Here is a 24622-nt window from a genome sequence, read left to right as displayed (position 1 = left end):
GCTGAATCAGCGTCCGTCCGCGTCCTCTAACGGCCGAGGCGGCGGTCTTAGCGCAGTCGAGCCTGCCGGTGGTGGAGGTACGCGGTCAGGGCGGCCTCGAGCGGGCGATCGGTGCGCAGCAGCACGTAGTCCGCGCCCTGCGCGCGGCAACCGGCGGCCACCTCGTTGCGGAATTTGTCGAACTCTTCTTTGTACGCCTTGCGGAGCCGCATCGGGTCGACGAGCAACTCGCCGAGCCGCTCGAGGCCCTTGAACAGCGTGGGCTGCTGGAACGGGAACTCCAGCTCCGCCGGGTCGAGCACGTGCATCACGATCACGTCGTGCCGGCGGTGGCGGAAGTGCTTGAGCCCGGCCAGCAGCGGCTCGGGGTCGTCGAACAGGTCGCTGAGGATCATCACCACGCCGCGCCGGCTGAGCCGTTCGGCCAGCTCGTGAAAGATCGGCCCGGCGGAGGTCTTCTCCCGCTCGCCCCCTTTGGCAATCTCGGTGAGGACCGGCGTGAGCTGCGAGGGGCTGCCGCTGGGCTTCAGCAGCGTGCGGACGCGGTCGTCGAACGTGGCGAGGCCGACGGCGTCCTGCTGTTTGAGGATCAGGTACGCCAGCGCCGCCGCGGCGGTTTGCGCGTACTCGAGCTTGGACATCGGCTCGGCCTCTTCGGGCGGATGCCCGAGGCTCCGGCTGGCCTTCTTGGGGCCCGCCGGCGTCTGTCGATCGCTCTGGTAGTTCATGCTCTCCGACACGTCGAGCACGAGGTAGCCGATCAGGTTGGTCTCTTCTTCGAACCGCTTGAGGTAAACCCGGTCGCTCTTGCCGAACGCGCGCCAGTCGACGTACCGCAGGTCGTCGCCCGGCACGTACTCGCGGTGCTCGGCGAACTCGTTCGAGAAGCCTTGGTAGGGCGACCGGTGCAACCCGCTGACGAACCCCTCGACGATCCGCTCCGCCCGCAGGCGCAGCCCCTTGAGCCGCGCGAGGATCGCGGGGTTGAGCAGGCGTTCGGGGGTTTGGGCTGGCATCGCTTAAGGATCACCGCGGAGACGCGGAGGACGCGGAGTGGAGAGTCATTCAACAATACCGCAGCGCTCGTAGGCACAGTCTGAACAAAAGGCTATTCCCTTCACAGCAGGCTGATTGCAATTTGCCCACCTGCATTCTCTGTCGCTCAGGCCTCCGCGGTTACCTATCAAGAACTGTTTTCGAGCATGAAGGTCCTGGGCCGGTGTCCAAGAACACGAATCCTTGACTCGAATCGCGAGGAGTAGTTGCGGCCGAGCCAGCTCGTTGTGATAACTTCGCGGTTCATCAATTTGCCAAAGGCTACTACAGGCCCGACAACGAACTATTGTCTTGCCCTCTTTCAAACGGCGAACTTTCTCGAACGCAGCCGCACAACGCATCCACTCAGACACCCTCACGGCATCAATCAGATTCGAGCATTTGCAAGGCGAAGATGATCTCCGCGACCTCCGCGTCTCCGCGGTGAGACAGTCTGGTCAGGCCGCCGCCTCGGCCGGCGTGTTGTCTAGCAGGCGTTGGACCACGTCGTCCGGCGTGACGCCGTCTGCTTCGGCGTTGAAGTTCGTGACGATCCGGTGCCGCAGCACGGGCTTGGCCGCGGCGCGGAGGTCTTCCATCTCTACGCAGTGCCGCCCGTTCAGCGCCGCGCGGGCCTTCGCGGCTAGCACCAGGAACTGGCTGGCCCGCGGCCCGGCGCCCCAGCTCAGGTAGCGGTCGACGATTTCGCTCGTCTGCTCGCTGCGTACGCGGGTCTGTCGCACCAGGCGGATCGCGTACTGAGCCAGGTGGTCGGCCACCGGCACGCGGCGGACCAGGTCGGCCATGCCGGAGAGGACCTCGCCGTCGAGCTGCGGCGTCAGCTCGGTCTTGATGTCGGCGGTCGTCTGCTTGACGATCGCCAGCTCCTCGGCCTCGGTCGGGTAGTCGACCTTGACCATGAACATGAAGCGGTCGAGCTGCGCCTCGGGGAGCGGGTAGGTGCCTTCCTGCTCGATCGGGTTCTGCGTGGCGAGCACGAAGAACGGCGCGGGCAGCCGGTGCCGCTCGCCGCCGACGGTGACCTGCCGCTCTTGCATCGCTTCGAGCAAAGCGGCCTGGGTCTTCGGCGGCGTGCGGTTGATCTCGTCCGCCAGCACGATGTTCGCGAAGACCGGGCCGGGCAAGAAGCGGAACTCCCGGTGGCCGGTCGCCTTGTCCTCCTGGATCACCTCGGTGCCGGTGATGTCGGCCGGCATCAGGTCGGGCGTGAACTGCACACGGCTGAACTTCAGCGACAACGCGTCGGCCAGCGTGTGGATGAGCAGCGTCTTCGCGAGCCCCGGCACGCCCTCCAGCACGCAGTGGCCGCGCGCGAACAACGCGATCAGCAGCTGCTCGATCACGTCTTGCTGGCCCACGATCACCTTGCCGAGCTCGGCCGTGAGTCGGCGGTACGCGTCGCCGAGTTGCTGGATCGCGTCGAGGTCGGATTCGGGAAGCGTCATCGGCTCGTTTCGGTTGTCAGTGCGACTTGGGGGACTCCGGCGGTGGACTCCGCGAGCGCCGCGGTGGGCCGGGAGTTTAAACGCGCCGCTGTCGGATCGGGTTCCGCCGCAACGGGCGAGAGCAGTCGGAACCGGTCCACGCCGGCGACCAGCAGCCCGGCGGGCGTCGGGCTGATGCTCGCTCCGGCGGCGCCCAGCGGTCGCAGGTCGATCGGCGAACGCGTCAGCTCGCCGGTCGATGGGTCCAGCGTGTAGAGCGTTTCGCGGGTCGGCCAGAAGAGCTCGCCTTCGTGCAGGGCGGCAACCCCTAGCCCGCGTAAACCGGACCGACGGCTCTGAGGCCACACGAACCGGGCCTCGCCGGTCAGCGAGTCGTAGGCCGCGACCTGGCGGCCCGCAACGACCACCGACTGGCGACCGTCCCCGGCCGACGAGAGCCCTACGATAGCGGCCCCGGGGTCGCTCCGCGTCACGGTCCACACCGGTCGCCCCGTGCCGGCGTCGTACGCGATGACCGAGTCGGAGTCCGCGGGGGCGACGATCACCCGGTCCCCGGCTAGCCACGGCCGCGGCGTGGCGGCGGCCTGTTGATCGGCGACCCGCCGCGGGTAGCAAGCGAGCCACCGCAGCCCGCCCGACGCCGCGTCGAGCGCGGCCAACGCTCCGGAGTTGGTCGACACGTACAGCGTGTCGCCAGCCAGCAGGATTGGCCCCGGCGCGGTCTCGAGATCGCCCTGCTGGCTCGCTTCGCCCGATCCGATCGGCGTCCGCCAGAGGGCGCGGCCGGTGTGCGAATCGTAGCAGGCCGCCTCGAAGTCGGTCCGCAGACTGGATCGGACGAGGACCACGTAGAGGCGGTCGCCGCGGACCTCCGGCGGCCCCGCCAGGGACAGCGCCGCTTCGTCGGTCAGGTCGGGCCCGCCGGCCGGCGCCGGCGGCTTCACCTCGACGACAATCCGGGCCTCGTCGTCGAGGTCCAGGCCGATCAGCCGGCTTGACTCGGCCTGCGGCGCTCGGCCGCGTCGGTCGAGGAAGGTTTGCTTTGTGATCCGTGCGTAGAGCACCCCGTCGTGCAGGCTCAGGCCGGGCTCGACACGCTCCCGCGACGACTGCGCTAGCCTTCGGGCGGCGCCGCGCTGCGGCAATTGGATCACCCGGCCGTTAACAATCAGCCGGCCACCGCCGAACACGTTGATCTGCGCCGGCGCGAGCCGCCGGCCCTGGGCGAGGTCGCCGAGACCGGGCTGGTCGTTCTCCTCAGGAGGCGCCGTTTCGAGGCCGGGGACCTCGACGCTGCTCGTTCCCCCGCCAGCCAAGTCGACCCGCATCAACGCCCCGTCGGCCACGTAGTACCCGTACCGCTCCGTGGCGACGAACTGTGTGTCCGGCACAGGCGAGGCGGGCGTCTGGGCCCGCAGGGCCGCTGGCCAGCCCCCTCGGATGATGATCTGCTGCCGCAGCGCCTGGTTGCGGGCGACGGCGGCTGCCTCGGGCGCCGGCTCGGGGAGCTCGGCGGCCGCGTCCCATGCCCAGTGCAGCCTCTGGCTGGCCGTCGCCCCCATGGAAGTCGCCTTGAGCTCGCTCTGTGCTAGCGTGCGGAGGGCCGGCGCGAGCGGCTGGCGGCGGCCGGCGAGCCGGCCTTCGGCCTCGGGCGCGAGGGCTTCGAGCAGCAGGGTCTCGGCCTCCGCCCTCGCTGGGTCCCCTTCGCGGATCGCGACCAACGCCAGCCGGGCGATCGCGTCGGCGACCAGGGCAGAAGCTTCGTCCCCCGAGGGGGACACGGTGGGCAACCCCCGCGGCCGCTCGGCCTCGCGCCAAGCAGCAGCGAGCCGCTGCGGATCGACGTCCGGATCGATCTGCGACATCGCCACGCCCGCCGGGCGGCCGTGCGGTCCCCAAGCGAAAGGAGTGAGTCGGTTGTAGGCCCGGCGGGCCGCGCACGTGTCGCCGCGCTCGAGGGCCAGCTCCCCCAGGGCGAGCAGCGCGTCGTGACAGGCGGGGGTGGCGAAGAACTCGCGCACGGCGAGTTCGAGCCGCACCGCGTCGAGCCGGGCGATCGCCTCGTCGACGCGTCGCCGGGCGGTGGCGCCCACGCGCTGCAGGTACGCGTCCCGGCCTTCGGGCGGCAGGTCGGCGAGCAGCTGTTGGCAACGCTGGTGCAGCGGCACAAAACGGCTGTGGCCCTCGAAGGGCGGCGCGGCGCCGCCGGCCGGTGGCTCTTCCTCGGCCGCGGCCAGCTCTTCGCCGTGCTCGGCCTGCAGGGCCTCGACCAGTTCGATCGCGTCGTCCCAGGCCGCATCGGCTACGAGGGCCTCGTACCGCAGCAAAGCACGCCGCAGCTGCGATGACACGCTGGCCGGCTGGAAATCCGGCCCGGCCGATGCGGCCTGCGTCCGCTGCGGGGGGTCCCCCAACCAGCGGGGCTCTCCTATTTCCCCTTGCGCAAGCCCCGTCGACACGATAGCGGCCGCCACGGCGCACGCGGTCAGCGGCAAACAGCGGCGGGTCGGGGGCGGCATCCGTGTCTCGGGCCGGGGGGGCGGGTGGCTCAACTCCAGTCTACCGCCGTGGCGCCCCGCGGGGAAACGAAGCGTCGCCCTACGTCGGCGGGAACCACCAGTACAGCATGAAATAGACCAGCACGCCGGTCACCGACACGTACAGCCAAATCGGAAACGCCCAGCGGACGACGCGGCGGTGCCGCTGGCGGAAATCCGTCGACGGGGTCGCCGCGCCGGCCTCGCCCGAGACCGATCCGGCGGCCCGCGGCTGAGCGAGGGCGCGCGTCCCGAGCCAAGCCGCCCAGAGCGCCAGGAAGGGCACCGTCATCGCCAGCAGCACGTGGCTCGCGAGCAACGCGTAGTAGAAGTAGCGAACCGGGCCGGGGTGCGTGAACTTCACGGTCAGGTTGATCGCGAAGTGGTAGTAGAGGTAGCAGCCGAGGAACGCGGCCGACACCACGAGCGCGGCGACCATCGCGTTGCGGTGCGCGACCTCATTGCGGCGGCGGATCAGCACGTAACCGATCACCAACAGGACGGTCGCCAGGGTGTTGAGCGCCGCATTGACGTGGACGATCGGATGAGCAGCAAGCATCAACATACAGGCAGCGCAATAAAGAGATCCGAACCCGAATTAGTACGACCCGAACGCGAAGCCATCAGCACGCAAGAATGGCTTCTCGGGCTCCACCCACTACCGTGACTCCGCTCCGCCGGGTTCCCCCCACGTCCCGCTTCCCGCGTCCCTCACCCCTTCCGCCCCGCAACCCACCAACTGGCGCCAAGCATCGCCGCGGCGAACGCGGCCGTGACGGCCCAGCAGATCGGCTCGGCGGGCAAACCGCTGGTGTCGCCCGCTTCCAGTCGCCACCGCAAGGCCGCGACACCGTAGGTCAGCGGGTTGGCGGCGACCACGCCGCCGAGCCAGCCCTCGGCGCCCCGCCGAAAGAAAGCGCCTGACAACAGCCACATCGGCAGCAGGAACACGCTCATGATGGCGTGGAAACCCTGCGTCGAGTCCATCCGCCACGCGATCACGAATCCCAAACCGGTCAGCGCCACGGCCACCAGCGCCATCGCCGTGAGGACCAGCACCGCGTCGACCGGGCCGCTCAGCGTCGCGGCGCCGGTCGCCAACCCGAGCGCCAGAAAGAGCACGCCCTGGAGCATCGCGATCGCCGCGCCCCCCAAGACCTTGCCCAGCGCGATCGCGAACCGAGGAGTCGGCGCCACCAGCACGCCTTGCAGGAAGCCCTCGTTGCGGTCTTCGATCACGCTGATCGTCGCGAAGATGGCGGTGAACAGCAGGATCATCACCAGCGTGCCGGGGAAGAAGTGGGCGTACCCCAGCTCGTTCTGCTTGAGCCCCTCGCTGAAGAGCAGCCAGAACAACACCGGCTGCACCAGCCCGCCGATCACCCGGTTGCGTTGCCGGAAGAACCGAACCAACTCGCGCCAAGCCAGAGCGAGTACGGCGCCCGTGGGCGGGGCGTGGTTGGCTGGGCTGGGCATCGCGGCAGGGGTGAGTTGTTTGTGTTCGGCGCGGGGCGCCGCCGGGCGTCAGTCGAAGCGTTCGCCCGTGCGGGCGACGAACACGTCTTCCAGCGTGGGCCGGCCGATCGAGAGCTCGTCGATCTGGTCGCGGAACCGGCTGTACAGCCGCGCGGCGAGGTCGGCCCCGGTCGACCCGTTCGATTCGACCCTGACCGCCGCGTCGAGCGGCGTGGCCGCGAGCCCCAGCTCGGCGCCGATGGCCTCGGCCAAGGCGGCCGGCCGGTCGGTGCGGAGGGTGATCGTGTCGCCGCCGACGGCCGACTGCAACGCGGCGGGTGTGTCGAGCGCGGCGAGGCGGCCCTCGTGCAGGATCGCCAAGCGGTCGGCGCGCTCCGCTTCTTCGAGCAGGTGCGTGGTCGCCACGACCGTGACCCCCTCGGCTCGCGCCGCCGCGAGCGAGCGCCACAGCTCGGCGCGGGCGGACGGGTCGAGGCCGGTCGAGGGCTCGTCGAGCAACAGCACCTGCGGCCGCGGCATCAGGCACTTCGCCAGCTCGACCCGGCGTTGCAGGCCGCCGGAGAGTTGCTCCACGAAATCGCGTCGGCGGTCCGTCAAGCCGAACCGCTCGAGCCCCTCGTCGACACGCTGTCGCAGCGTGGCGCCGCGGAGGCCGTACAACCGCCCGTGGCAGTACAGGTTCTCATCGACGCGCAGTTTCTTGTCGAGGCTCGGCGACTGGAACACCACGCCCAACAACGCGCGGACGGCGGCCGGGTCTTTCTTGAGCTCCCGCCCGCCGACCCAGATCGCCCCCGACTCGAGCGGCATCAGGGTCGACAACAAGCGGAAGAGGGTGGTCTTGCCGCTGCCGTTGGGGCCGAGCAACGCGAAGACCTCGCCCTCTTGGACCTCGAAAGACACGCCGCGTAGCGCTTCGCGCTCGGCGTATCGGTGGCGGACGTCGTGGATCGTGATCGCGGCGGGCATGCTCGGCTGGGCGGGGGGCGGCTCCGGCTTGCGTGAGAGTCGGCGCGAGCGGTCAAACGCCGCAGAGCCACAGCGCGATGATCCAGACCGGCACGTACAGCAAGCTCACCCGCATCAGCCGACGCGCGGTCCGGCGGTTGCGATCCGCCAAGAAGTACGCCGAAGCGGCCAGCATCGCGGCGCCGGCCACCGCCACCGTGAGGGCGTAAGCGAACGCGTGTGGCGTCTGGGTGTAGAAGGCCGGCGCGATGCTCACCGGCAGCAGCACCGCCGAACCGACCACCGCCTGCACGCCGGCCCACCAACCGGACGGGTCGAGGTTGGTCGACATCCGGTAGCCGGCCAGGTCGTAGTCGTCTCGGCAGAGCCACGCGATCGCCATGAAGTGCGGGAACTGCCACACGTACATGATCGCCACGAGCGACAACGCGATCGGGTCGCCCAGCGAGCCGCCGCCGGCGGTCCAGCCGATCCACAGCGGCGTGGCGCCGCTGACCGCTCCGACGGCCGTGTTGAGCCAGGTGCGGGTCTTGAGCGGCGTGTAGATCGCCACGTAGACGACCCACGTGCCCAGCGCCACCGCGGCCGGCGCGACGCCGCCGGTCGTCCACAGCATCGACACGCCCACGGCCAGCGTCACCAGGCCGAACCAGAGGGCCTCCTCCGGCGCCAGCCGCCCCGAGGGCAGCGGCCGGCCCTGCGTGCGTGGCATGACGGCGTCGCGCTCGCGTTCGATCCACTGGTTGATCGCGTTGGCGCTGCCCGCGACCAAGCTCGCGCCGACCGCCACCCCCAGCAGCAGGGCCGCCGACCAGCGAGAGCCCGGCGCGCCGTAGCCGGTCGCCACGTGCAGCGTGATGGCGATCGCGACGAGTTCGAGCGCCACGATCCGCGGCTTGGTCAGCTCGAGGTAGTCGCCGAGCTTGGCGAGAACGCCGCGTCGATCGACCGGGGCGGTCAAGGCGCCGGCTCCTGGATTCATTCGTTCGCTCTAGTGCGTAGAGCCTGGCGGCTCGTGGAGAAATTGAGACTCTTTTGGCTGGGCTGTCGCCCCGGTCGCTTCGCCGAGCGAGCGGCGCCGGGAAGCCGCGAGGACGGCCCACGCGGTCACGAGCGCCAGCAGCAGCGCGCCGTTGGCGGTGTGGGCGGTGACGGTGAGCGTCTCGCCCCAGCCGCCGGCCGTCGACGGACCGATCGTACCTGGACCGATCGCCGCCTCCCAGCCGGCAGCGACCAAACCGTCGCCATCGACCGCCTGCTGGGCCCACCCGGGCAAGCGGTACTTGGCCACCCAGGCGCCGACGCCGAGCAGCAGTTGCACAACCACGCACAGCCCACCGGCGGCGGCCAGCAAACGCTCCGCTCGCGGCGCAGGGCGGCGCCAAGCAGCAAGAAGCATCGCGGCGACCGCCGCGGTCACGATCCCCGCCTGCCACAAGTGCGCTTGCACGTGCTGGGCGAACGTCCAAAACGATCCGTCCTCGGGCACGTGCCGCAGGGCGGCGCCGAGCGTGACCTGGACCCAGACCAGCGCCGGCATCAGCCACGGCATCCCGCCCGCCAGGGCCGGCTCGCCCGGCGCGGGCCGCCGCGTCGCGGCGACGAGCGCCGCCGTGTAGGCGAAAAAAACCGGCCCGATCGACCCGTGCAGCATGGCCAGCAGGCGCTCGTTGAGGATGACCCGCAGGCCCCCCAGCACGCCCTGCCCGATCACTAGCACCAGCGCCCCGGCGGTCATCCACCGCAGCCACGAGCGCGGCTCGCTTCGCCAAGCGACCGCCACCGCCGCGATCGTGATCAGCCCCACGCCCGACGCGAACAACCGGTGGCCGTGCTCGACGAACAGGTCCCAAGGCCCGAAGAACCAGGTGCTCCACGGGTAGAGGAACAGGTTGTAGCCGTACGTGCCGGGCCAATCGGGCACGGCCATGCCGGCGTCGGTCGTCGTGATCAGGCCGCCGATCCAAACCAGCGGCCACGTCGCGCAGCACAGGAACCACGCCCAAGCGTGCAGCCATCGCGAACGGTCGGTGGTGGCTTGGGGCGAAGGCACGGCTAGAGGGGCCTCGACCGGTTGGAGGCGCTCGCTGAACGGGATGGGCCGTCGCCCTTGTGCGGACTGCGGGTGGCCATCAGCGACTGGGCGTAGGCCGTGATGGCCGCGATCTCTCGGTCGGTCAGCGGCCCGGCTTCGCCGGGCCTGAGGGCGCCGACGGCGGGCATCGGCGTACCGGCCACGCCTTGGTGGACGCGCCGATAGAGCGACTCGTGATCCGCTCCGCCGTGCGGAGTTTCCGCGGTCAGCTCGCGCGGCCGCGACGCTCGGACCGGCAGGTCGTTGCGAGAGAGCTCCGCGAAGCGGCCGGACCGGCGGCCGGCCAACCGCGCGGCGTTCCAGAGGTCGTAGTCCGGCGGCTCGCCGGCCTGCGCCGCTGCGCCGCCCTGCCCTTCCGGGCCGTGGCACTTGTAGCAACCGGCCCGCTCGCTGTGGTAGAGCTCGCGTCCGAGGGCGACCGCGTCTGCCGACGGCGCCGGGGGCGCCGGCAGCGAGTTCTGAGCCGCGTCGGCCCAGGCGTCGACAATCGGCCCTATCCATCCGGCGAAGAGCTCGTCCCGCAGGGCGTCGTCGACGACCAGCGGCTGGCCGGGGGCCCATTCGTCAGCAACGAACTCCTGCAGCACACGCTCCGCTTCGCCGCGGACGGCCAAGTACACGACGTACTGCCGGAGCGTCTCACGCTCGTCGTCGGTCAACAAAGCGAACGAGGGCATCGCGGTCCCCGGCACGCCGCGGAGGAGCACTTGGTGCAAATCGTCGGCGGTGGGCTTCGCGTCGCGGTAGGTGCTCTTCCACTTGAAAACACCGTAGCGGAAGTCCCGCGGGTACGGCGCCTGGTACAGCGCCGTCGGCCCGCGGCCATCGCCGGAGACCCCGTGGCACCGCGCGCAGTGGCGGCGGTACAGGCCGTGAGTCACGCCGGGCGTGTGGCTCTCGACGCGCCCCGCGGCTTGCTCCAAGCGGCCCGCGTCGAGCAGCTCCGCCAGCCGCGGCAGACGCTCCGGCAAGCGCGGTGCGTCCGGCGTGCCGAACCATTCGACGAGCACCCCTTCGATCGAGCCAACCTGCTCCGCGCTCAGCCCGAGCGAAGCCGCCGACGTAATATTCGGCTCGAACTCGACTTCGGAACTCTGACAGCCGGCCAGCGCAGCCGCGAGCGCCGCGAGCGGCAGCGCAGCGATCCGGGATACACGGGACAAAACAGTCCGAGGGCGCGGGCGGGGATGGCGAGCGGAGGGCTTCGGGCAGACGCCCTATCTTATCGGACCGCCCACCCGCCAGAAGCCGTAACACCGCGGCGCGGTGTGCGGCGTTTTAGCGCAGTCCCTCGGCTTAGCGCAGTCCCTCGGCGGCGACCGCGATCTCGCCCAAGTCCGCCGCGCCGCTCTCGGGGACCTCGACGAGGACCTCGCCGCGGGCGTCGGTCTGGCCGTCGGCGACCCGAAGGCCCACCATCGGCGCCCCCTCGCGCCAGAACCGCAGCCTCCACGATCCGGCCGGCAGCTCGGGCAGTTCGAACGCGCCGTCAGCGTCGGTCACCGCCGCCCACGGGTCGTCCCGCACCAGGAGCCACCCCTGCATGAAGCGGTGCACGTTGCAGCTGACCGACACGGGCCGGCGCTCGGGCCGCTCGAGCGGAACCCGCCGCCGCCCGTCGGGCGCGACCACCACGTTCACCGGGCCGTTGCGGGCCATCGCGATGCTCACGTTGTGCATCGTCGGGTCGTCGTTCGCCAGCACGAGCGGCTGACCCACCCGGGCGATCAGCACCCGGGGTCGGAATGCGCAGTCGCGGTTCGTGAGGACGGCCGGTTCGGCGGGCGCCGCCGCGCGGTCGGGGAGCGGCGGCTCGCCGCGGCGCGGCTCGACCGACACCACCGCGTTGGCCAACCCGCCCTCTTCGCCCACCACCACCGACTCGTCGACCGGCGCGGCGCGCTGGCAGCAGGCGTCGCGGCCGGGCTCCAGCGGCGAGGGGGTTGGCGCGTCGCCGTCGACGACCAAGCGGCCGACGACGACCCCGGCGGGGCACGCTCCGACCGGCAGCAGCAACACCGCGAGCGCGGCCCGCGCCGGCCGCACGAATCGATTCGCCTTTGGGATTTGCATTCTCCCACCCTGCCACGACGCGTACCGTCGCACAACCAGTTGCGATAGAATGCCGCACCTGCCCTCACCCTCAGCGAGCTGAAGCGGATGTCCGACAAAATGAAAGTCCTCGTCGTCGGCGGCGGCGGGCGCGAGCACGCGCTCGCCTGGCGGCTCGCGCAGAGCCCCCGCGCCGAGGTCGTTTTCTGCGCGCCGGGCAACGCCGGCACGGCGGGCGAGACCTCGCTGCCGATCGAGAACGTCGACCTACCCGCGTCGGACACCGAGCGGCTGGTCGCCTTCGCGCGGGACAACGCGATCGGGCTGACGGTCGTCGGCCCCGAGGCGCCGCTCGTGGCGGGGCTGGTCGACGCGCTGCAGGACGCCGGGCTGCGGGCGTTCGGCCCGAGCAAGGCAGCCGCCGAGCTGGAAGGCTCGAAGGTCTTCTGCAAAGAGCTGCTGCGCCACGGCGACATCCCTACCGGCGAGTTCCACGTGTTCCGCGCCGCCGAGGAAGCGATCCTCTTCCTCAACGAGCGCGAGAGCCAGCCGCTTGTCGTCAAGGCCGACGGGCTCGCCGCCGGCAAGGGGGTGGTCGTCTGCGACGACCGGGAACAAGCGGTCGAGGCGGTCCAGCGGATCGCCGGCGCGAAGGAGTTCGGCGCGGCGGGCGATCGGCTGCTGATCGAGGAGCGGCTGCACGGCGAGGAAGCCTCGATCCTGGCCATCACCGACGGCCGATCGATCGTCACCCTGCCCGCCGCGCAAGACCACAAGCCCGCTTACGACGGCGACCGCGGCCCCAACACCGGCGGGATGGGCGCGTACTGCCCGACGCCGCTGGTCGACGACGCGCTGATGCGGCGCATCGAGGAAGAGATCCTCGTGCCGACCGTGCACCACATGAAGCGCAAGCGGCGCCCCTTCTGCGGCGTGCTGTACGCGGGCCTGATGCTCACCAAGGGGGGCCCGAAGGTGCTCGAGTACAACGTGCGGCTGGGCGACCCCGAATGCCAGCCGGTGCTGATGCGGCTCAAGAGCGACTTGCTGACGCTCCTGGAGTGCGCGGCCGATGGCCGGCTCGACGAGGCGCCCCCGTTAACTTGGGACCCCCGGCCGGCGGTTTGTGTCGTGATGGCGAGCGAGGGCTACCCGGGCCCCTACGAGAAGGGCTTCACGATCACCGGCCTCGACAAAGCGGCCGACACGCCCAACACGAAGGTCTTCCACGCGGGCACCGCCAGCATCAACGGCGACATCGTCAACGTGGGCGGCCGCGTGCTCGGCGTGACCGCCCTGGGCGACACGGTGCCCGCCGCGAAGCTGGCCGCGTACACCGCCGTGAAGGCGATCCGCTGGCGCGGCGCGTGGTGCCGCAAGGACATCGCGGACAAGGCGATCCGCGTGCGTTGAGGAAACGCAGCATGTTAAACTAGCGAGAGGGAGACACAGCATGCTGGAACTGACGCCCGATCAACAGCGCTTCGTCGAGTCGGAGGTCGCCGCGGGCGGGTTCTCTGACGCCAGCGCCGTGGTGCAGGCCGCGGTCGAGCTGTACAGGCGAGCCAAACCCGCGTCCGCAGACCGCTACCAAGAGACCGTGCTAGAGCTGCACGCCGCGATTCCCGATATCGAAGCGGCCCGGGGGCGGCCCATCGGCGAAGTCTACACGGCTATCGCCGACAAGCTGCACGTGGTGGGCTGAGAACCGTTCCGTCGAACACGCGGAGCGATGGCTGAGTGGATTCTCACAGGCAATCGGCGATTTGGCGTCGACGCATGCGAGCCAGCCATTGGCCCGGGAGAACGCAGACTTCCCCTTCGAACTCCGCGAACTACGGTTCGGCCTCGGCGCTCGCCCGACGCATCGAGCCCTGTTCGTCGTTCGCCCCGAATGCGTGTATGTCGTCATGATCCGCAGCCTGGTGCAAGACGATATCACCTGGGAGGATGTAATCGCGTGACGCTCGCCTGTTCCCTGTCGCTATCTCGTTGATAGCCGGCATGGACGAATCGCACTGGTTTCCAGACTAGCGTTGCTTCAAGTCCCGCATCCCCGCTCTATGTCCGACCACCCAATCCACGCGCTGCGGCGCAGCTACGAGTCGGCCGCCCTGCGGGAGTCCGAGGCTGGCGACGACCCTATTGCGCTGTTCGACCATTGGTTCAAAGAAGCGGCCCAGGCGTCGCCGGGCGAGTGGCTGGAGGTCAACGCGATGACGCTCGCCACCGCGTCGGCCGACGGCGAGGTCACTGCCCGGGTCGTGCTGCTCAAGGGCTTCTCCGCCGACGGCTTTTGCTTCTACACCAACTACAAGTCGCACAAGGGCCAGCAGCTGGCGGCCAACCCGCAAGCGGCGCTGGTCTTCTTCTGGCCGCACGTGGAGCGGCAGGTGCGCGTGTCGGGCCCCGTGCGGCGACTGGCGCGGGAGGATGCGGCCGCTTACTTCGCCACCCGGCCGAGGGCGAGCCAGCTCGGCGCGGCGGCCTCGGACCAGTCGAGCGTGATCGCCAGCCGCGAAGCGCTCGCCGAGCGGTTCCGCGAGGTCGACTCCCGGCACGCCGGTAAGGAGATCCCGATGCCCCCCGACTGGGGCGGCTACGCCGTGCGGCCGCAAGCGATCGAGTTCTGGCAGGGCCGCCCCGGGCGGCTGCACGACCGGCTCCGGTACGTGCGGACCGCCGACGGCTGGGACCGCACGCGGTTGTGCCCGTAGACTAGTCGGCCTCCCGCCCCCCCTGCCCTCCCGACCGCCCCGCTGGCGCTATGCCGCTCGTTTCGCTCGAAAACCTCTCGATCGCCTTCCGCGGCCCGCCGCTGCTCGACGACGTGTCGGCCGTCATCGAGCCCGGCCAAAAAATCGGCCTGCTCGGCCGCAACGGCGCCGGCAAGAGCACGCTCATGCGGATCGTCGCCGGCGTGCAAGCGCCCGACTCGGGTTGCTGCGTGTTGGCCGCGGGCGCGAGCGTCGCGCGGCTCGAGCAAGAGGTGCCCGGCGAGGTCGCCGGCGAAACGGTCGAGGGGGTCATCCGCTCCGGCTGGACCTCCAGCGACGAGCACGACGATTGGCGCTACGAGAGAGAGCGCGACAAGCTGTTGGAGGCCACGCGGCTCGACCCGGCGGCCCGGTTCGCCGAGCTGTCGGCCGGGCTGAAGCGCCGCACGCTGCTCGCCCGTGCGGTCGTCGGCGGGCCGGACCTGCTGCTGCTCGACGAGCCGACGAACCACCTCGACCTGCCGGCGATCCAGTGGCTCGAGACCTTCCTCAGCGGCTGGCCCGGCGCGCTGCTGTTCGTGACCCACGACCGGGAGTTCCTCCGCCGCGTCGCGACCCGCATCATCGAGATCGAGCGCGGGCGGCTCTTCGACTGGTCCTGCGACTACGACACGTTCCTCGAGCGCAAGGAGCAGTTCCTCCAGGCCGAGGAAAAGCAGGACGCGCTGTTCGACAAGCGCCTGGCCGAAGAAGAGAAGTGGATCCGCCAGGGGATCAAGGCCCGCCGCACGCGGAACGAGGGCCGCGTGCGGGCCCTCAAGACGATGCGCGACGAGCGCGCCAGCCGCCGCGATCGGGAGGGCAAGGCGAAGCTCGCTATCCAAGAGGCCGACCGCAGCGGCGCGCTGGTCGCCCGCGCTACGGGGGCCTCGTTCCGCTACCCCGGCGCAGCCGAGCCCGCGTTCGAGGGGCTCACCACCACGCTCATGCGGGGCGACAAGGTCGGGATCATCGGCCCCAACGGCGCCGGCAAGACCACCCTGCTGCGGGTGCTGCTCGGCGAGCTGCCGCCGACCGAAGGCTCGGTCCGGCTTGGGACAAACCTCGAGATCGCTTACTTCGACCAGCTCCGCGGCCAGCTGGCCGACGAACAGACGGCAGAGCAAGCGGTCGCCGACGGCTACGACACGGTCCAGGTCGCCGGCTCCACGCGGCACGTGATCGGCTACCTGCGCGACTTCCTCTTCACCCCCGACCGCGCCCGCACGCCGATCGCGCGGCTCTCCGGCGGCGAGCGGAACCGGTTGCTGTTGGCCAAGCTGTTCGCGAAGCCGGCGAACCTGATCGTGCTCGACGAGCCGACCAACGACCTCGACTCCGAAACGCTCGAGCTGCTCGAAGAGCGACTCATCGAATTCGACGGCACGCTGCTGATCGTCAGCCACGACCGGGCGTTCCTCAACAACGTGGTCACGAGCACGCTGGTCTTCGAACCCACCGGCGTGAAGGAGTACGACGGCGGCTACGACGACTGGGTCCGCCAACGCGGCAGGCGCGCCACCGGCGACAGCGCGGCGCCGGCGGCCCCCCCCGCTGCGGCGCCGCCGAAGGGGAAGCCGGAGCCGGCTCGCAAGCTGGCCTACAAGGAGAAGCGGGAGCTCGAGTCGCTGCCACGGGAGATCGAGCGGTTGGAGAGCGAGCTGGAGGGGCTGCACGCGAAGATGGCCGACGGCGATTTCTACCAGCGTCCGCCGGCCGAGATCGCCGCCGCGCAGAACGACGCTACCGACCTGCAAGACCGCCTCGAGGCGGCCTACGCCCGATGGGAAGAACTCGAGTTGCTTGCCGGCTGACGCGCGTCGAAGCGGACTCGGCCGAAGCAGCCGGCCCCGGGAACGCTCACCTCAGTCGAAGAAGCCCAGCACCAGCGCCCCCACCGCGCGCGGCGGGCAGCGGTACGTCTCGCGCCCCAGGTCGCTGGCCGCTTCTCGCAGGGCCGCGCGGGTGAGCGACGCGGCCCGTGCCGTGGCGGCGCGGGTCGGCTGGTCGAGGTCGAGTTGCTCAAGAATCGCTAGCAGCACGCTGAGGTCGTGCTCGTCGCCGAGCGTTTGGCCGAGCGTGTCGAAGGGTTGGTAGTACGCCGGCGCGGCCGGGTGCATCGCCATGAACAACCGCGCGTGGTAGCCGTGGTACTTGGCTTGCTTGCGCCAATCGTGCCAAGGCTCGGCGGGCCCTTCCGTGCGGCAACGGACCAGCGCGCGGCGCCCGTCGCCGTACACGCGCCGCGCCCCCTCGGCCACGGCTCGCTTCGGCCGAGAGACCTCCCACTTGCCGACCCGCTCGCGGATCTCCGCCAACCGGGCCGCCGATTCGGACAGTGCCGCGGCGATCTCGGCCGCCGGGGCGTCGCCGGCGCTGCGCTGGAGTAACTTCCTCGTGGCGCGGACGGCCTGCCGGGTGACGCCCTGCTGAGCGTCTTCGAGCTTGCGGCACGTGTCGCACAGCACCCGCGCGTCGCGGAAGTGAGCGAGCCCCGCCGCCGCGTCGCGCGCGGCGGCGTTCTCGCGGCGGTAGGTGGCCTCGAAGCCGGGGCGGAACAAGCGAACGAGCGCGCGCAGCCGCTTGCAAGCCTTGCGCACCTCGTGCACCGCGCGGTCGGCCCCTTCGGCGTCCGAGGGCCCGACGGACCGCGCCAGCGCGATCGCCTCGTCGAGCGTCTCCGCGGCGATGCGCCGCAGCTCGCCCGCGGGCCGCTCGCCTGGATCAAAGGTGTAGGTCATCGGCAAACGCGCGCCCGGAGAGGTGTGCCCGACAGCGTAACCTATCCCGCCGGCGGTTCTCTACGGGCGACGCCGCGGGGTAGACTGCTATCCCGATGGCCTGTCCACAAACCCACCGGCGAGGACCGACGATGACCGACTTCGACCGCCGACGATTCATCGGCGCCTCGGCAGCGATGGGGGCGGGCGCCTGGGCCGCCTCGGCCGAGGGCAAGCCCACCGCCGCGGCGAGCCGGCCGTCCGGCCCTACCGCCGAGCCGTCGGGCGCCGCCGACGCGCCCCCGCCCCCGCCGGTGGTCGACCTCGGCAAGACCGGCATCCGCACCAGCCGCCTGGCCCAAGGCACGGGCGTCCACGGCGGCAACCGCCAGTCGGACCAAACCCGCATGGGGTTCGCCGACTTGGTGGGTCTGTTCCAGCACGCGTACGACCGGGGCGTGCGGTTCTTTGACCTGGCGGACCTGTACGGCACGCACGTCTACTTCCGCGAGGCGCTGCGGTCGATCCCGCGCGACGAGGTGGCGATCCTCACCAAAGTCTGGTGGCCCTACGACGGCCCGCGCAGCGAGACCGGCGTGCCCCACCGCGCCCAGGACGTCCGCAGCACGCTCGAGCGGTTCTGCCACGAGCTGACCACCGACCACCTCGACGTGGTGCTGCTGCACTGCCTCACCGACGCGCGCTGGCCGGACAAGATGGAGCCGTACATGCAGGCGCTCGACGAGGCGAAGCAGAAGGGTCAGGTGCGCGCGGTGGGCTGCTCGTGCCACGACCTGGGGGCGTTGAAAACGGCGGCGGTCACCCCTTGGGTCGACGTGATCCTGTCGCGCACCAATCCCGAGGGCGTGAAGATGGACGGCCCGCCCGCCGAAGTCGAGGCCGTGCTGCGGCAGGCGAAAGCCAACGGCAAGGCGATCATCGGCATGAAGATCTTCGGCGAGGGCGCCTTGGCCGACAGCCGCGAGCGCTGCATGGCTTACGCCCAGGCGCACGACTTCCTCGACGCGATGACCATCGGCTTCGAGAAGCCCGAGCAGATCGACGACGTGCTGCGGCTCATGGCGAAGCACCCCGCGGCCGCTGCGTGAATTGCGCGTCGGCGGCGCGATCAGTCGAAGTGCTCGTCCGCCGGGTCGAACGCCGGGACCGGCACGTTGAGCACGCGCAGCGGCCGCGATCGGTCCGCCGGGTACGCGCGGTGGCGGCAACCCGGCTTGATCATCACCGCGACGCCCGGCGCCAGCGGGAAGGTGTCGCCGTCCAGTTCGATCCGACCCTCGCCCTCCAGCACGTAGTACATCTCGGTGAGCCGCCGGTGGTAGTGCGTGCGTGAATCGGCCGTGATTTCCACCACGTGCATCGACGCGGTCTGCTCCGGCTCGTCGACGAAGGCGCGCCGCGCCGTGCCGCAGGGGCACGCGGCCGGCGGGAGGTCCGCCAGCCGCGTGAGCCGGTACCGCGCGGTGTCGTTCATCCTCTTCCCATCGGGTTTGGCGCCGCGGTCACTCCGGCTCGCCGCGGCGGAGCATCCGCAGCAGCTGGCGGGGGCGTATCTCGATCTCGACCGACGGGCCCCGCTCGCCGTCGGCCCGGTAGGCGAGGGTCTCGTCCGGGTCGCGGCCCCACTCGACCAGCTCGGTCACGGCCCACCGCGCCCGCGTGCCGGCCGCGTCGGTCGCGTTGAGCGTCTCGTGGACGAGGCCGCCCGGCGCCTGGGTCGTGTACACGCCGAGGGTCTCGGACCGCGCGCCGCTCGTCTGCTCGATCGTCTCGGTGGTTTGCCACGACTCGACCAGCGACTCCCCCATTAGCAGCGGTTGCCCGCGACGCACCACCGCGTACACCCGGAGTGTGGCCGGCGAGTCGTCGACGATCGACTGCTGCTCGCGCCGCAGCACGAGGGGGGGCCCGTCGAGGCTGGTATAGAGGGTCTCGACCTCGAGGCCAGCGGGCGTGTGTTGTTCCAGCTCCCACGCCTGGCTGGGCACGGCCACGCCGCCGAGGCTGATCGACGTGCGGTCCCCGCGTGTCACCTTGAGCGGGCCCGCGTCGGCCCCCAAGTCGTTCCACAACGAGAGCCGCCGGGTCTCGATCGGCCGCCGGGTGCTGCGACCGGCTAGCGTCACGACCCGCTCGGTTTGGATCGTGTAGCTCTGTGAGTCGATCGACACGAGCCGGTCGGTCTGCTCGGCCAGGCTGCCGCCCACTACCTGCCCGCGTTCGTCGAACGCCTCGGACACGATGCGCACCTTCCGCCAAGCCCCCGGCTCGAACCGCGCCCAAGGGTGCTCTTCGCGCAGACGCTCGGCGAGCTGCTCGGCCGCTTCGCGCGGCGGCGGCGGGATCGACTCGCCCGATGCCTCGATCGGCTCCGCGGCCAGCGTTGGGGCCGGCGTTGGGGCCGGCGGCGTGGAGCGTTCGCCACGGTCCACCAACGGGGCGACCACCTTTTGCGCTTCGGTCAGAGGGGGCGGCTGGAACGGCGGCGCCTCGGTCAGGGGCTCCTCGGCTCGTACAGGTCCGCTGCACGAGACAGCGCAGGCGGCGGCGACAATCAACGCAGCGCAAAGCGGGGACCGGGTGCTGGCTAACTCCATGCCGCCACCTTAGCTGCCGGCGACCGCTGCGCCTTCGGCGGCGCCGCTGCTGGATTCCGGCGCGACGGCCGCGACCAGCGGCGAGTCTTCGCGGGGCGGCACGGCGCGGAGGTCGAGCCAGAGCGCTCCCCCGCCGACTCGGGCGTGCACGGCCGCGTCGTGTTTGCGGAGCCTTCCGGCGAGCGCCTCGGGGGTTGTGCCGGCGGGGACCACCCGCACCGCCCAGCTGGGCGATTCGCACATGGCCGGGCAAACCGAAGCGACCTGCTGCGCCTCGGCCGACTCGATCCGCTCGCTGGCGGCCAACCGGCCGGCGATCCGCTCGGCGCGTGTTTGTAGGTTTTCGACGGGCGTGTCGAGCAACTGGTAGAGGGGGTGCACGAAGCGGAGCGTCGCGGGTTGGCGGAACAGGCCGATCGTGGCCGCGAGGGCCGCGTCGGCGAGCGAAGCGACCTGGTCGCCCCGCGACACGAGCCGCTCGTGGACCGCCTCGATCGCCGCGGTCTTGCCCGCGACCACGCCCGCCACCGGACCGCCCATCAGCCCGGCCGCGTCGAGGATCACCGCGTCGGCGCCCTTGGCAGCCAGCCCGCCGGCCGAAGCGGCGCCTTCGGTGTAGCTCGGCGTGTCGTCCAATGGGCGCAGCCACGCCGCGTCGACCACCAGACGCAAGCCCCGTTCGCGGGCGAGGCCCGCCAGCTCCTCCACGGCCACGCCCACCTGGCCGGCCGTGGCGCGTCGCAGCACGAGCGGGGCCGGGCCACCCGCGGCCGACTCCTCGTCGATCGCCCGGCGGTAATCGTCCAGGTCGGCCGAGTCGGTCGCGCCAACTTCCCGCAGCCGCACGCCCGCGCGGCGGCAGATCTCGTCGAGCCGCACGCCGGGGGCGAGCTGCGACATCTCGCTCCGCGCGACGAGGCACGCGCCGCCGCCGGCCAGGGCCTCGAGCGTGGCGGAGACCGCCGCAACGTGCGAACTGGCGACGCAAGCCCGCTCGACCCGCAGCAGCCCGGCGGCCGCTTCCGCCGCCGCGTGCGGACGCCCGAACCGGAACGATTCGGCGTCGGCCGACGCGGCCTCGATCGCCACCGAAGCGAGCGGCGGGCCGCTCCACTCGTCGCCGATGAGCCAGCCGCTGGCGTTGATCACCCGCGTCGGCAGCGCCGACCGCGGCTGCTCGAGCTGCCGGATGATCCGCTCCAGCAGCTCCGTGGGCGCCAGATTCTGCAGGCTTTCGGCGCGGCGCGAGACTTCGGCGCTGAGGGTCGTCACCGCGCTGCGCACCCGCGCGGCGGCCGTCGTGCGGCTCCAGCGGTCGACCGCCGCCTTGATCCGCGGGTTATCGAGCAGCTCGTCGATCGACGGGAGCTGCGACAGGAATTCGGGGCCTTGCATACCCCGTTTGTAAGCCCCCGCACGGGCCCAGCCTAGCGCTCGCCGCCAATTCTCCACCAGACCCAGATCGCCCGGCGGCGCGGTCCGGGCCCCGCCGAAAATCCTCAGCGGGTCGTGCCCGGCCGGTCCTGGGCAAGGAATTCGGTCGTCGTGCGCGGCCCCACGGGTTCTTCCGGCGCGAGCAAACGAGACCAGAAGCCGGGCTCCTTTTGAGCCGTCTGAGCCTCCCCACCGCCGGGCGTGAGGGCGTCGATCGCCGAGCCCCAGGCGCTGCGCACCTTGTCGGCCGCGTTGCGGGAACCGGTCGCCATTCTGTCCAGCGCCCGCGAAACCGGGTTCTCACCCGTACCGGCCGGCGCCTCGTCGGCGCCGCCGAAGCCGGGCTTCCAGTTGATCTTTGGCAGCTCGACCTTCGGCCAACCGACCTGGAAGAACGGCGACTCCAGCAGCGGTTGGTCGCCGGTCTCGGCCGGGGCTTCGGCCGTGTCGGCCTCGGCCTTGTCGCTCGGCCACAGGCTGGGCCACTCCGCCGCGGCGGGCGGAACAGACGAAACGCTCACAAGGAAGGCCACAACGGCGGCGGCGACCAAGGCGGGACGCTGCGTGACGGTCAGGCAACGCATGGCGGGATCGACTCCGATATATGCAGGGTTGGCACGCGTGGCGCCGCGCCGTCGAACTCCGACGCGAACGGCGAACCACTCCGGGGAGGCTTCCCAAATCGCCGAGGCGCCGTCCAGAGCAATCGCCGGCCGACCGCCTGGCCCGCTAGCGTCTGCTAAACTCGCAACGCTCCGATGCGATTGAGGCGACGGCCCGGGCGCCCTAGCATCGGCGGTAGCGGCGCCCCACCCCTTCGCGATCCCCCCCAGCGCGGCTTTTCCCTTGGCAGACAGCGACTCTATCGACCGAGCTATCGGCTTCCTCGGCGCCGGGCGGATGGCCCAGGCGCTGGCCGGGGGCTTCGTGTCGGCCGGGCTGTCGTCGGCCGATCGGATCGCCGCGTCCGACCCGAGCCCCGCCGCCCGAGAGGCGTTCCTGGCCGCTGTCGGGCGGGGCGCCACCGCCAGCGAGCCGCCCTCCGCGGCGGTCGCGGGCGCCGACCTCGTGCTGCTTGCGGTGAAGCCCGCCTACGTGCGCGAAGCGGTCGCGCCGATCGCCGAGCGTTGGGACGCCCAGAAGCAACTGCTGGTCTCGGTCGCCGCGGGGGTGACGATCCCGTCGCTCGAGGCCCTGCTGCCCAGCGGCGCAGCCGTGGTGCGCGTGATGCCCAACACCCCTTGCCTGATCGGCCAGGGCGCCAGCTGCTACGCCCGCGGCCGACACGCCACGCCGGAACAAGGCGCCCTTGTCGGCCGCTTGCTGGGCGCGGTCGGCTACGCGCGGGAGACGCCCGAGTCGCTGCTCGACGCGGTGACGGGCCTCTCCGGGTCGGGGCCGGCTTTTGTGTATACGATCATCGAGGCGCTAGCCGACGGCGGCGTCCGGGCGGGCCTGCCGCGTGATTTGGCCGCCGAGCTCGCTGCGCAGACCGTCGCCGGCGCGGCGGCGATGGTCCAGTCGAGCGGTTCCCACCCGGCCGAGCTACGCGACGCCGTGGCGAGCCCCGCGGGCACGACGATCGCCGGCCTCGCGACGCTCGAGCGGCTCGGCGTGCGAGCGGCGCTCATCGAGGCCGTGTGGGCCGCGACCCAGCGGTCGGTCGAGCTGGGCAAGGCCAAGGACTGAGCCAGCCCGCCCCCCCCGGCGGGGCCCCAAGGGGCCCCCTGTCCCCGACGGAGCTAATCATGTCGATTCTGTGCCGCATCGAAGACAAGCACGTGCCGCTCTACCGCATAATGTGGGTGGCGGCCACGCCCCACTTCTGCGGCGAGGAAGACTGCCTGCGCGAGGGCCAGTACGAGGTGCGGCTCGAGCAAGAGGAGGTGGTCTGGGCGAGCGAACAAGAGCACGAGGAATTGCTAAAGCAACTCGAAACATGGCAAGGGGGCCTCGGCCCCAGCGACGGGGTCGACTGGGAGTGAACGGGAAGGTGGGAGGCCGAAGGCGGGGAAGGCGGATAGCCGAAGGCCGCCAGCAGGTGTAGGCACAGTGGTGTAGGCACAGTGTTGGCGGCGATCGACGCCGCAGCGGTTAACTCATGGCACGCGACCCGAGCAATCCAATGGACGACTCCTACGACGCCCCCCACGACCCGAGCGGCGACCTCGTGTGGCGCGAGACTTATGTCGTGCTGCTCGAGTCGAGCGACCGGCCCACGCTCAATCAGGTCGAGGGCGCCATCGCCGACTCCGGCAAGCGCCTGTCGATCGAGAACCTCCGCGCCAACGACGACGGGCTCTTCAGCTCGGTCCTCGTGCAAGCGCCCGAGGACAACGCCGCTCTGGACATCCGCTACGAGTCGGGGGAGCCGATCCGCGAGCGGGCGATCACGCTGAGCCAGCAGCTGCGGGGCGAGCTCAAGGGCGAGCGGCTGGCGAAGCTGCTCAGCTGCGACGCGTGGCTGGAGGTCATGCACTTCGAGAAGATGGCCCCCGCCGACGAGTGGGCCGACGACGAGCCCGACGACCTGCTCGGCCCGGAAGGCCTCGACCCGGCCACGCTGATCACCGTGGTCGAAGCGCTCGCCCACCTGACCGACGGCCTCCCCATCGACCCAACGGCCGGCGCGCTGCTCTCGTAAAGCCCCAGGCGGTAAGGCGGGCGAGGCGGGCGCCTTGCGCCCTACCTCCCACCCCAACGCCCGAACGCCCTTTCCCCGTCCGCCCTCCCCCTTGTTTCTCGCCCCGTGCTCGCCAAAGAAATCAAACCCGGCGCGATGGTCGTCCACAACGGCGCGCCTTGCCTCATCGAGTCGGTCACCGTGCAGAGCCCTTCGGCCCGCGGCGGCGCGACGCTCTACAAGTTCCGCGCGCGGAACGTCGTGACGAAGGCCAAGGTCGACATTACCCTGAAGGGAACCGAGGGCCTCGACGGGGCCGACTTCCGCAAGCGAGACGTCAGCATCATGTACGCCGACCAAGAGTCGGTGCACCTGATGGACAGCGAGACCTACGAGCAGTATGAAGCGGCTCTGGAAGACGTGGCCGACGAGATGAAGTGGGTCGCCGAGGGCGCCGAGGGCGTGGTCGCGATGATCTACAACGACGAGTGCGTGGGCATCCAGGTGCCGGCCACCGTCGCGCTGAAGATCGCGCAGTGCGAGCCGGGCGTGAAGGGCAACAGCGCGACCGGCCGCACCAAGCCGCTCACCCTCGAGACCGGCGCCATCGTCCACGGGCCCGAGTACCTGGCCGAGGGGGAGGTCATCAAGGTCGACACCCGGACCGGCGAGTTCCTAGGCCGGGCGTAGGTTTGGAGGCTTAAGAAGCTCTGACAAAACCGCATTGTAAGGGTCAAGCGAGGGCGTGCTTGTCGCGTGCGACGCCGAAGCAGATGACGGCGATCGCGAGGGTGTTCCAGGCGTCTTGGATCGTGGCCGAGCGGTCGTAGCGGACACGCAT

The 24622-nt window shown here is 71.0% G+C and carries 25 protein-coding genes; 10 read left to right on the top strand and 15 right to left on the bottom strand.

Features of this window, described 5'->3' with window-relative positions; genetic code table 11:
* Window positions 1-47: 47 nt before the first annotated feature.
* The 10 genes from RIC11_RS02050 to RIC11_RS02005 form a co-directional block, all read right to left on the bottom strand.
* Window positions 48-1016 carry a DUF58 domain-containing protein gene (locus tag RIC11_RS02050; protein ID WP_350208164.1) on the bottom strand — a complete coding sequence of 323 codons (969 nt, stop codon included), beginning with the start codon at window positions 1014-1016 and terminating at the stop codon, window positions 48-50.
* Window positions 1017-1493: 477 nt separating this feature from the next.
* Window positions 1494-2501: an AAA family ATPase gene (locus RIC11_RS02045; protein ID WP_350208163.1), complete on the bottom strand. Its 1008-nt coding sequence runs from the start codon at window positions 2499-2501 to the stop codon at window positions 1494-1496.
* Window positions 2498-5020 (bottom strand): outer membrane protein assembly factor BamB family protein, encoded by a 2523-nt coding sequence (locus tag RIC11_RS02040; RefSeq protein ID WP_350208162.1) that lies wholly within the window; start codon window positions 5018-5020, stop codon window positions 2498-2500. Before RIC11_RS02040 ends, RIC11_RS02045 begins: the two co-directional genes overlap by 4 nt.
* Before the next feature lie 79 nt (window positions 5021-5099).
* Window positions 5100-5597: a DUF420 domain-containing protein gene (locus RIC11_RS02035; protein WP_350208161.1), complete on the bottom strand. Its 498-nt coding sequence runs from the start codon at window positions 5595-5597 to the stop codon at window positions 5100-5102.
* 152 nt (window positions 5598-5749) lie between these two features.
* Entirely contained in the window at window positions 5750-6514 is a 765-nt protein-coding gene (locus tag RIC11_RS02030; protein WP_350208160.1) for an ABC transporter permease, read from the bottom strand.
* Between the two features lie 48 nt (window positions 6515-6562).
* The gene (locus tag RIC11_RS02025) at window positions 6563-7483 is read right to left on the bottom strand and encodes an ABC transporter ATP-binding protein (protein ID WP_350208159.1); all 921 of its coding nucleotides are present in this window, start codon (window positions 7481-7483) and stop codon (window positions 6563-6565) included.
* A gap of 52 nt (window positions 7484-7535) precedes the next feature.
* A complete protein-coding gene (gene cyoE / locus RIC11_RS02020) occupies window positions 7536-8444 on the bottom strand; it encodes a heme o synthase (protein ID WP_350208158.1) in 909 nt (302 codons plus the stop codon).
* Window positions 8445-8474: 30 nt separating this feature from the next.
* Entirely contained in the window at window positions 8475-9536 is a 1062-nt protein-coding gene (locus RIC11_RS02015; RefSeq protein ID WP_350208157.1) for a COX15/CtaA family protein, read from the bottom strand.
* A 2-nt stretch (window positions 9537-9538) separates the two neighbouring features.
* A complete protein-coding gene (locus RIC11_RS02010; RefSeq protein WP_350208156.1) occupies window positions 9539-10741 on the bottom strand; it encodes a c-type cytochrome in 1203 nt (400 codons plus the stop codon).
* 133 nt (window positions 10742-10874) lie between these two features.
* Complete coding sequence (locus RIC11_RS02005; RefSeq protein WP_350208155.1) at window positions 10875-11651, bottom strand: carboxypeptidase regulatory-like domain-containing protein; 777 nt, start codon at window positions 11649-11651, stop codon at window positions 10875-10877.
* Window positions 11652-11738: 87 nt separating this feature from the next.
* Here RIC11_RS02005 and purD point away from each other — a divergent pair, with 87 nt between their 5' ends.
* The 5 genes from purD (at window position 11739) to RIC11_RS01980 (ending at window position 16200) form a co-directional block, all read left to right on the top strand.
* Window positions 11739-13043 carry a phosphoribosylamine--glycine ligase gene (gene purD / locus RIC11_RS02000; protein WP_350208154.1) on the top strand — a complete coding sequence of 435 codons (1305 nt, stop codon included), beginning with the start codon at window positions 11739-11741 and terminating at the stop codon, window positions 13041-13043.
* A 40-nt stretch (window positions 13044-13083) separates the two neighbouring features.
* On the top strand, window positions 13084-13335 hold the full coding sequence (locus RIC11_RS01995) for a hypothetical protein (protein WP_350208153.1): 252 nt from the start codon (window positions 13084-13086) through the stop codon (window positions 13333-13335).
* A gap of 61 nt (window positions 13336-13396) precedes the next feature.
* Window positions 13397-13594 (top strand): hypothetical protein, encoded by a 198-nt coding sequence (locus RIC11_RS01990; protein WP_350208152.1) that lies wholly within the window; start codon window positions 13397-13399, stop codon window positions 13592-13594.
* Between the two features lie 99 nt (window positions 13595-13693).
* On the top strand, window positions 13694-14347 hold the full coding sequence (pdxH, locus tag RIC11_RS01985; protein ID WP_350208151.1) for a pyridoxamine 5'-phosphate oxidase: 654 nt from the start codon (window positions 13694-13696) through the stop codon (window positions 14345-14347).
* Window positions 14348-14397: 50 nt separating this feature from the next.
* Window positions 14398-16200 carry an ATP-binding cassette domain-containing protein gene (locus RIC11_RS01980; RefSeq protein WP_350208150.1) on the top strand — a complete coding sequence of 601 codons (1803 nt, stop codon included), beginning with the start codon at window positions 14398-14400 and terminating at the stop codon, window positions 16198-16200.
* 51 nt (window positions 16201-16251) lie between these two features.
* On the opposite strand, the gene RIC11_RS01975 is transcribed toward RIC11_RS01980, so the two are convergent.
* Window positions 16252-17127: a CHAD domain-containing protein gene (locus RIC11_RS01975; RefSeq protein ID WP_350208149.1), complete on the bottom strand. Its 876-nt coding sequence runs from the start codon at window positions 17125-17127 to the stop codon at window positions 16252-16254.
* Window positions 17128-17258: 131 nt separating this feature from the next.
* Here RIC11_RS01975 and RIC11_RS01970 point away from each other — a divergent pair, with 131 nt between their 5' ends.
* A complete protein-coding gene (locus tag RIC11_RS01970) occupies window positions 17259-18215 on the top strand; it encodes an aldo/keto reductase (protein WP_350208148.1) in 957 nt (318 codons plus the stop codon).
* A 20-nt stretch (window positions 18216-18235) separates the two neighbouring features.
* Here the strand turns inward: RIC11_RS01970 and RIC11_RS01965 are convergent, their stop codons facing one another.
* The 4 genes from RIC11_RS01965 to RIC11_RS01950 form a co-directional block, all read right to left on the bottom strand.
* Window positions 18236-18601 (bottom strand): cupin domain-containing protein, encoded by a 366-nt coding sequence (locus RIC11_RS01965; protein WP_350208147.1) that lies wholly within the window; start codon window positions 18599-18601, stop codon window positions 18236-18238.
* A 28-nt stretch (window positions 18602-18629) separates the two neighbouring features.
* On the bottom strand, window positions 18630-19574 hold the full coding sequence (locus tag RIC11_RS01960; protein ID WP_350208146.1) for a hypothetical protein: 945 nt from the start codon (window positions 19572-19574) through the stop codon (window positions 18630-18632).
* A 159-nt stretch (window positions 19575-19733) separates the two neighbouring features.
* Window positions 19734-21119: an L-selenocysteinyl-tRNA(Sec) synthase gene (locus RIC11_RS01955; RefSeq protein WP_350208145.1), complete on the bottom strand. Its 1386-nt coding sequence runs from the start codon at window positions 21117-21119 to the stop codon at window positions 19734-19736.
* Between the two features lie 104 nt (window positions 21120-21223).
* A complete protein-coding gene (locus RIC11_RS01950; RefSeq protein ID WP_350208144.1) occupies window positions 21224-21742 on the bottom strand; it encodes a hypothetical protein in 519 nt (172 codons plus the stop codon).
* A 262-nt stretch (window positions 21743-22004) separates the two neighbouring features.
* On the opposite strand from RIC11_RS01950, the gene proC reads away from it, so the two are divergent.
* From proC to RIC11_RS01930, 4 genes are all read left to right on the top strand, one after another.
* Entirely contained in the window at window positions 22005-22847 is an 843-nt protein-coding gene (proC, locus tag RIC11_RS01945; protein ID WP_350208143.1) for a pyrroline-5-carboxylate reductase, read from the top strand.
* A gap of 59 nt (window positions 22848-22906) precedes the next feature.
* The gene (locus RIC11_RS01940) at window positions 22907-23143 is read left to right on the top strand and encodes a hypothetical protein (protein WP_350208142.1); all 237 of its coding nucleotides are present in this window, start codon (window positions 22907-22909) and stop codon (window positions 23141-23143) included.
* Window positions 23144-23283: 140 nt separating this feature from the next.
* Entirely contained in the window at window positions 23284-23802 is a 519-nt protein-coding gene (locus tag RIC11_RS01935) for a hypothetical protein (RefSeq protein WP_350208141.1), read from the top strand.
* A 105-nt stretch (window positions 23803-23907) separates the two neighbouring features.
* On the top strand, window positions 23908-24471 hold the full coding sequence (locus RIC11_RS01930; protein ID WP_350208140.1) for an elongation factor P: 564 nt from the start codon (window positions 23908-23910) through the stop codon (window positions 24469-24471).
* Window positions 24472-24622: the final 151 nt, after the last annotated feature.

It is taken from the genome of Botrimarina sp., from assembly GCF_040219535.1.
Lineage (GTDB): Bacteria > Planctomycetota > Planctomycetia > Pirellulales > Lacipirellulaceae > Botrimarina.
Note: the sequence above shows the minus strand (reverse complement) of the source record. Positions and strands in the feature narration are given on the sequence as shown.

Excerpts from the sequence above, each read along its gene's own strand:
- RIC11_RS02050 (WP_350208164.1), bottom strand. The coding sequence starts at position 1,016 with ATGCCAGCCCAAACCCCCGAACGCCTGCTCAACCCCGCGATCCTCGCG.
- RIC11_RS02045 (WP_350208163.1), bottom strand. The coding sequence starts at position 2,501 with ATGACGCTTCCCGAATCCGACCTCGACGCGATCCAGCAACTCGGCGAC.
- RIC11_RS02040 (WP_350208162.1), bottom strand. The coding sequence starts at position 5,020 with ATGCCGCCCCCGACCCGCCGCTGTTTGCCGCTGACCGCGTGCGCCGTG.
- RIC11_RS02035 (WP_350208161.1), bottom strand. The coding sequence starts at position 5,597 with ATGCTTGCTGCTCATCCGATCGTCCACGTCAATGCGGCGCTCAACACC.
- RIC11_RS02030 (WP_350208160.1), bottom strand. The coding sequence starts at position 6,514 with ATGCCCAGCCCAGCCAACCACGCCCCGCCCACGGGCGCCGTACTCGCT.
- RIC11_RS02025 (WP_350208159.1), bottom strand. The coding sequence starts at position 7,483 with ATGCCCGCCGCGATCACGATCCACGACGTCCGCCACCGATACGCCGAG.
- RIC11_RS02005 (WP_350208155.1), bottom strand. The coding sequence starts at position 11,651 with ATGCAAATCCCAAAGGCGAATCGATTCGTGCGGCCGGCGCGGGCCGCG.
- purD (WP_350208154.1), top strand. The coding sequence starts at position 11,739 with ATGTCCGACAAAATGAAAGTCCTCGTCGTCGGCGGCGGCGGGCGCGAG.
- RIC11_RS01995 (WP_350208153.1), top strand. The coding sequence starts at position 13,084 with ATGCTGGAACTGACGCCCGATCAACAGCGCTTCGTCGAGTCGGAGGTC.
- pdxH (WP_350208151.1), top strand. The coding sequence starts at position 13,694 with ATGTCCGACCACCCAATCCACGCGCTGCGGCGCAGCTACGAGTCGGCC.
- RIC11_RS01980 (WP_350208150.1), top strand. The coding sequence starts at position 14,398 with ATGCCGCTCGTTTCGCTCGAAAACCTCTCGATCGCCTTCCGCGGCCCG.
- RIC11_RS01975 (WP_350208149.1), bottom strand. The coding sequence starts at position 17,127 with ATGACCTACACCTTTGATCCAGGCGAGCGGCCCGCGGGCGAGCTGCGG.
- RIC11_RS01970 (WP_350208148.1), top strand. The coding sequence starts at position 17,259 with ATGACCGACTTCGACCGCCGACGATTCATCGGCGCCTCGGCAGCGATG.
- RIC11_RS01965 (WP_350208147.1), bottom strand. The coding sequence starts at position 18,601 with ATGAACGACACCGCGCGGTACCGGCTCACGCGGCTGGCGGACCTCCCG.
- RIC11_RS01955 (WP_350208145.1), bottom strand. The coding sequence starts at position 21,119 with ATGCAAGGCCCCGAATTCCTGTCGCAGCTCCCGTCGATCGACGAGCTG.
- RIC11_RS01950 (WP_350208144.1), bottom strand. The coding sequence starts at position 21,742 with ATGCGTTGCCTGACCGTCACGCAGCGTCCCGCCTTGGTCGCCGCCGCC.
- RIC11_RS01940 (WP_350208142.1), top strand. The coding sequence starts at position 22,907 with ATGTCGATTCTGTGCCGCATCGAAGACAAGCACGTGCCGCTCTACCGC.
- RIC11_RS01935 (WP_350208141.1), top strand. The coding sequence starts at position 23,284 with ATGGACGACTCCTACGACGCCCCCCACGACCCGAGCGGCGACCTCGTG.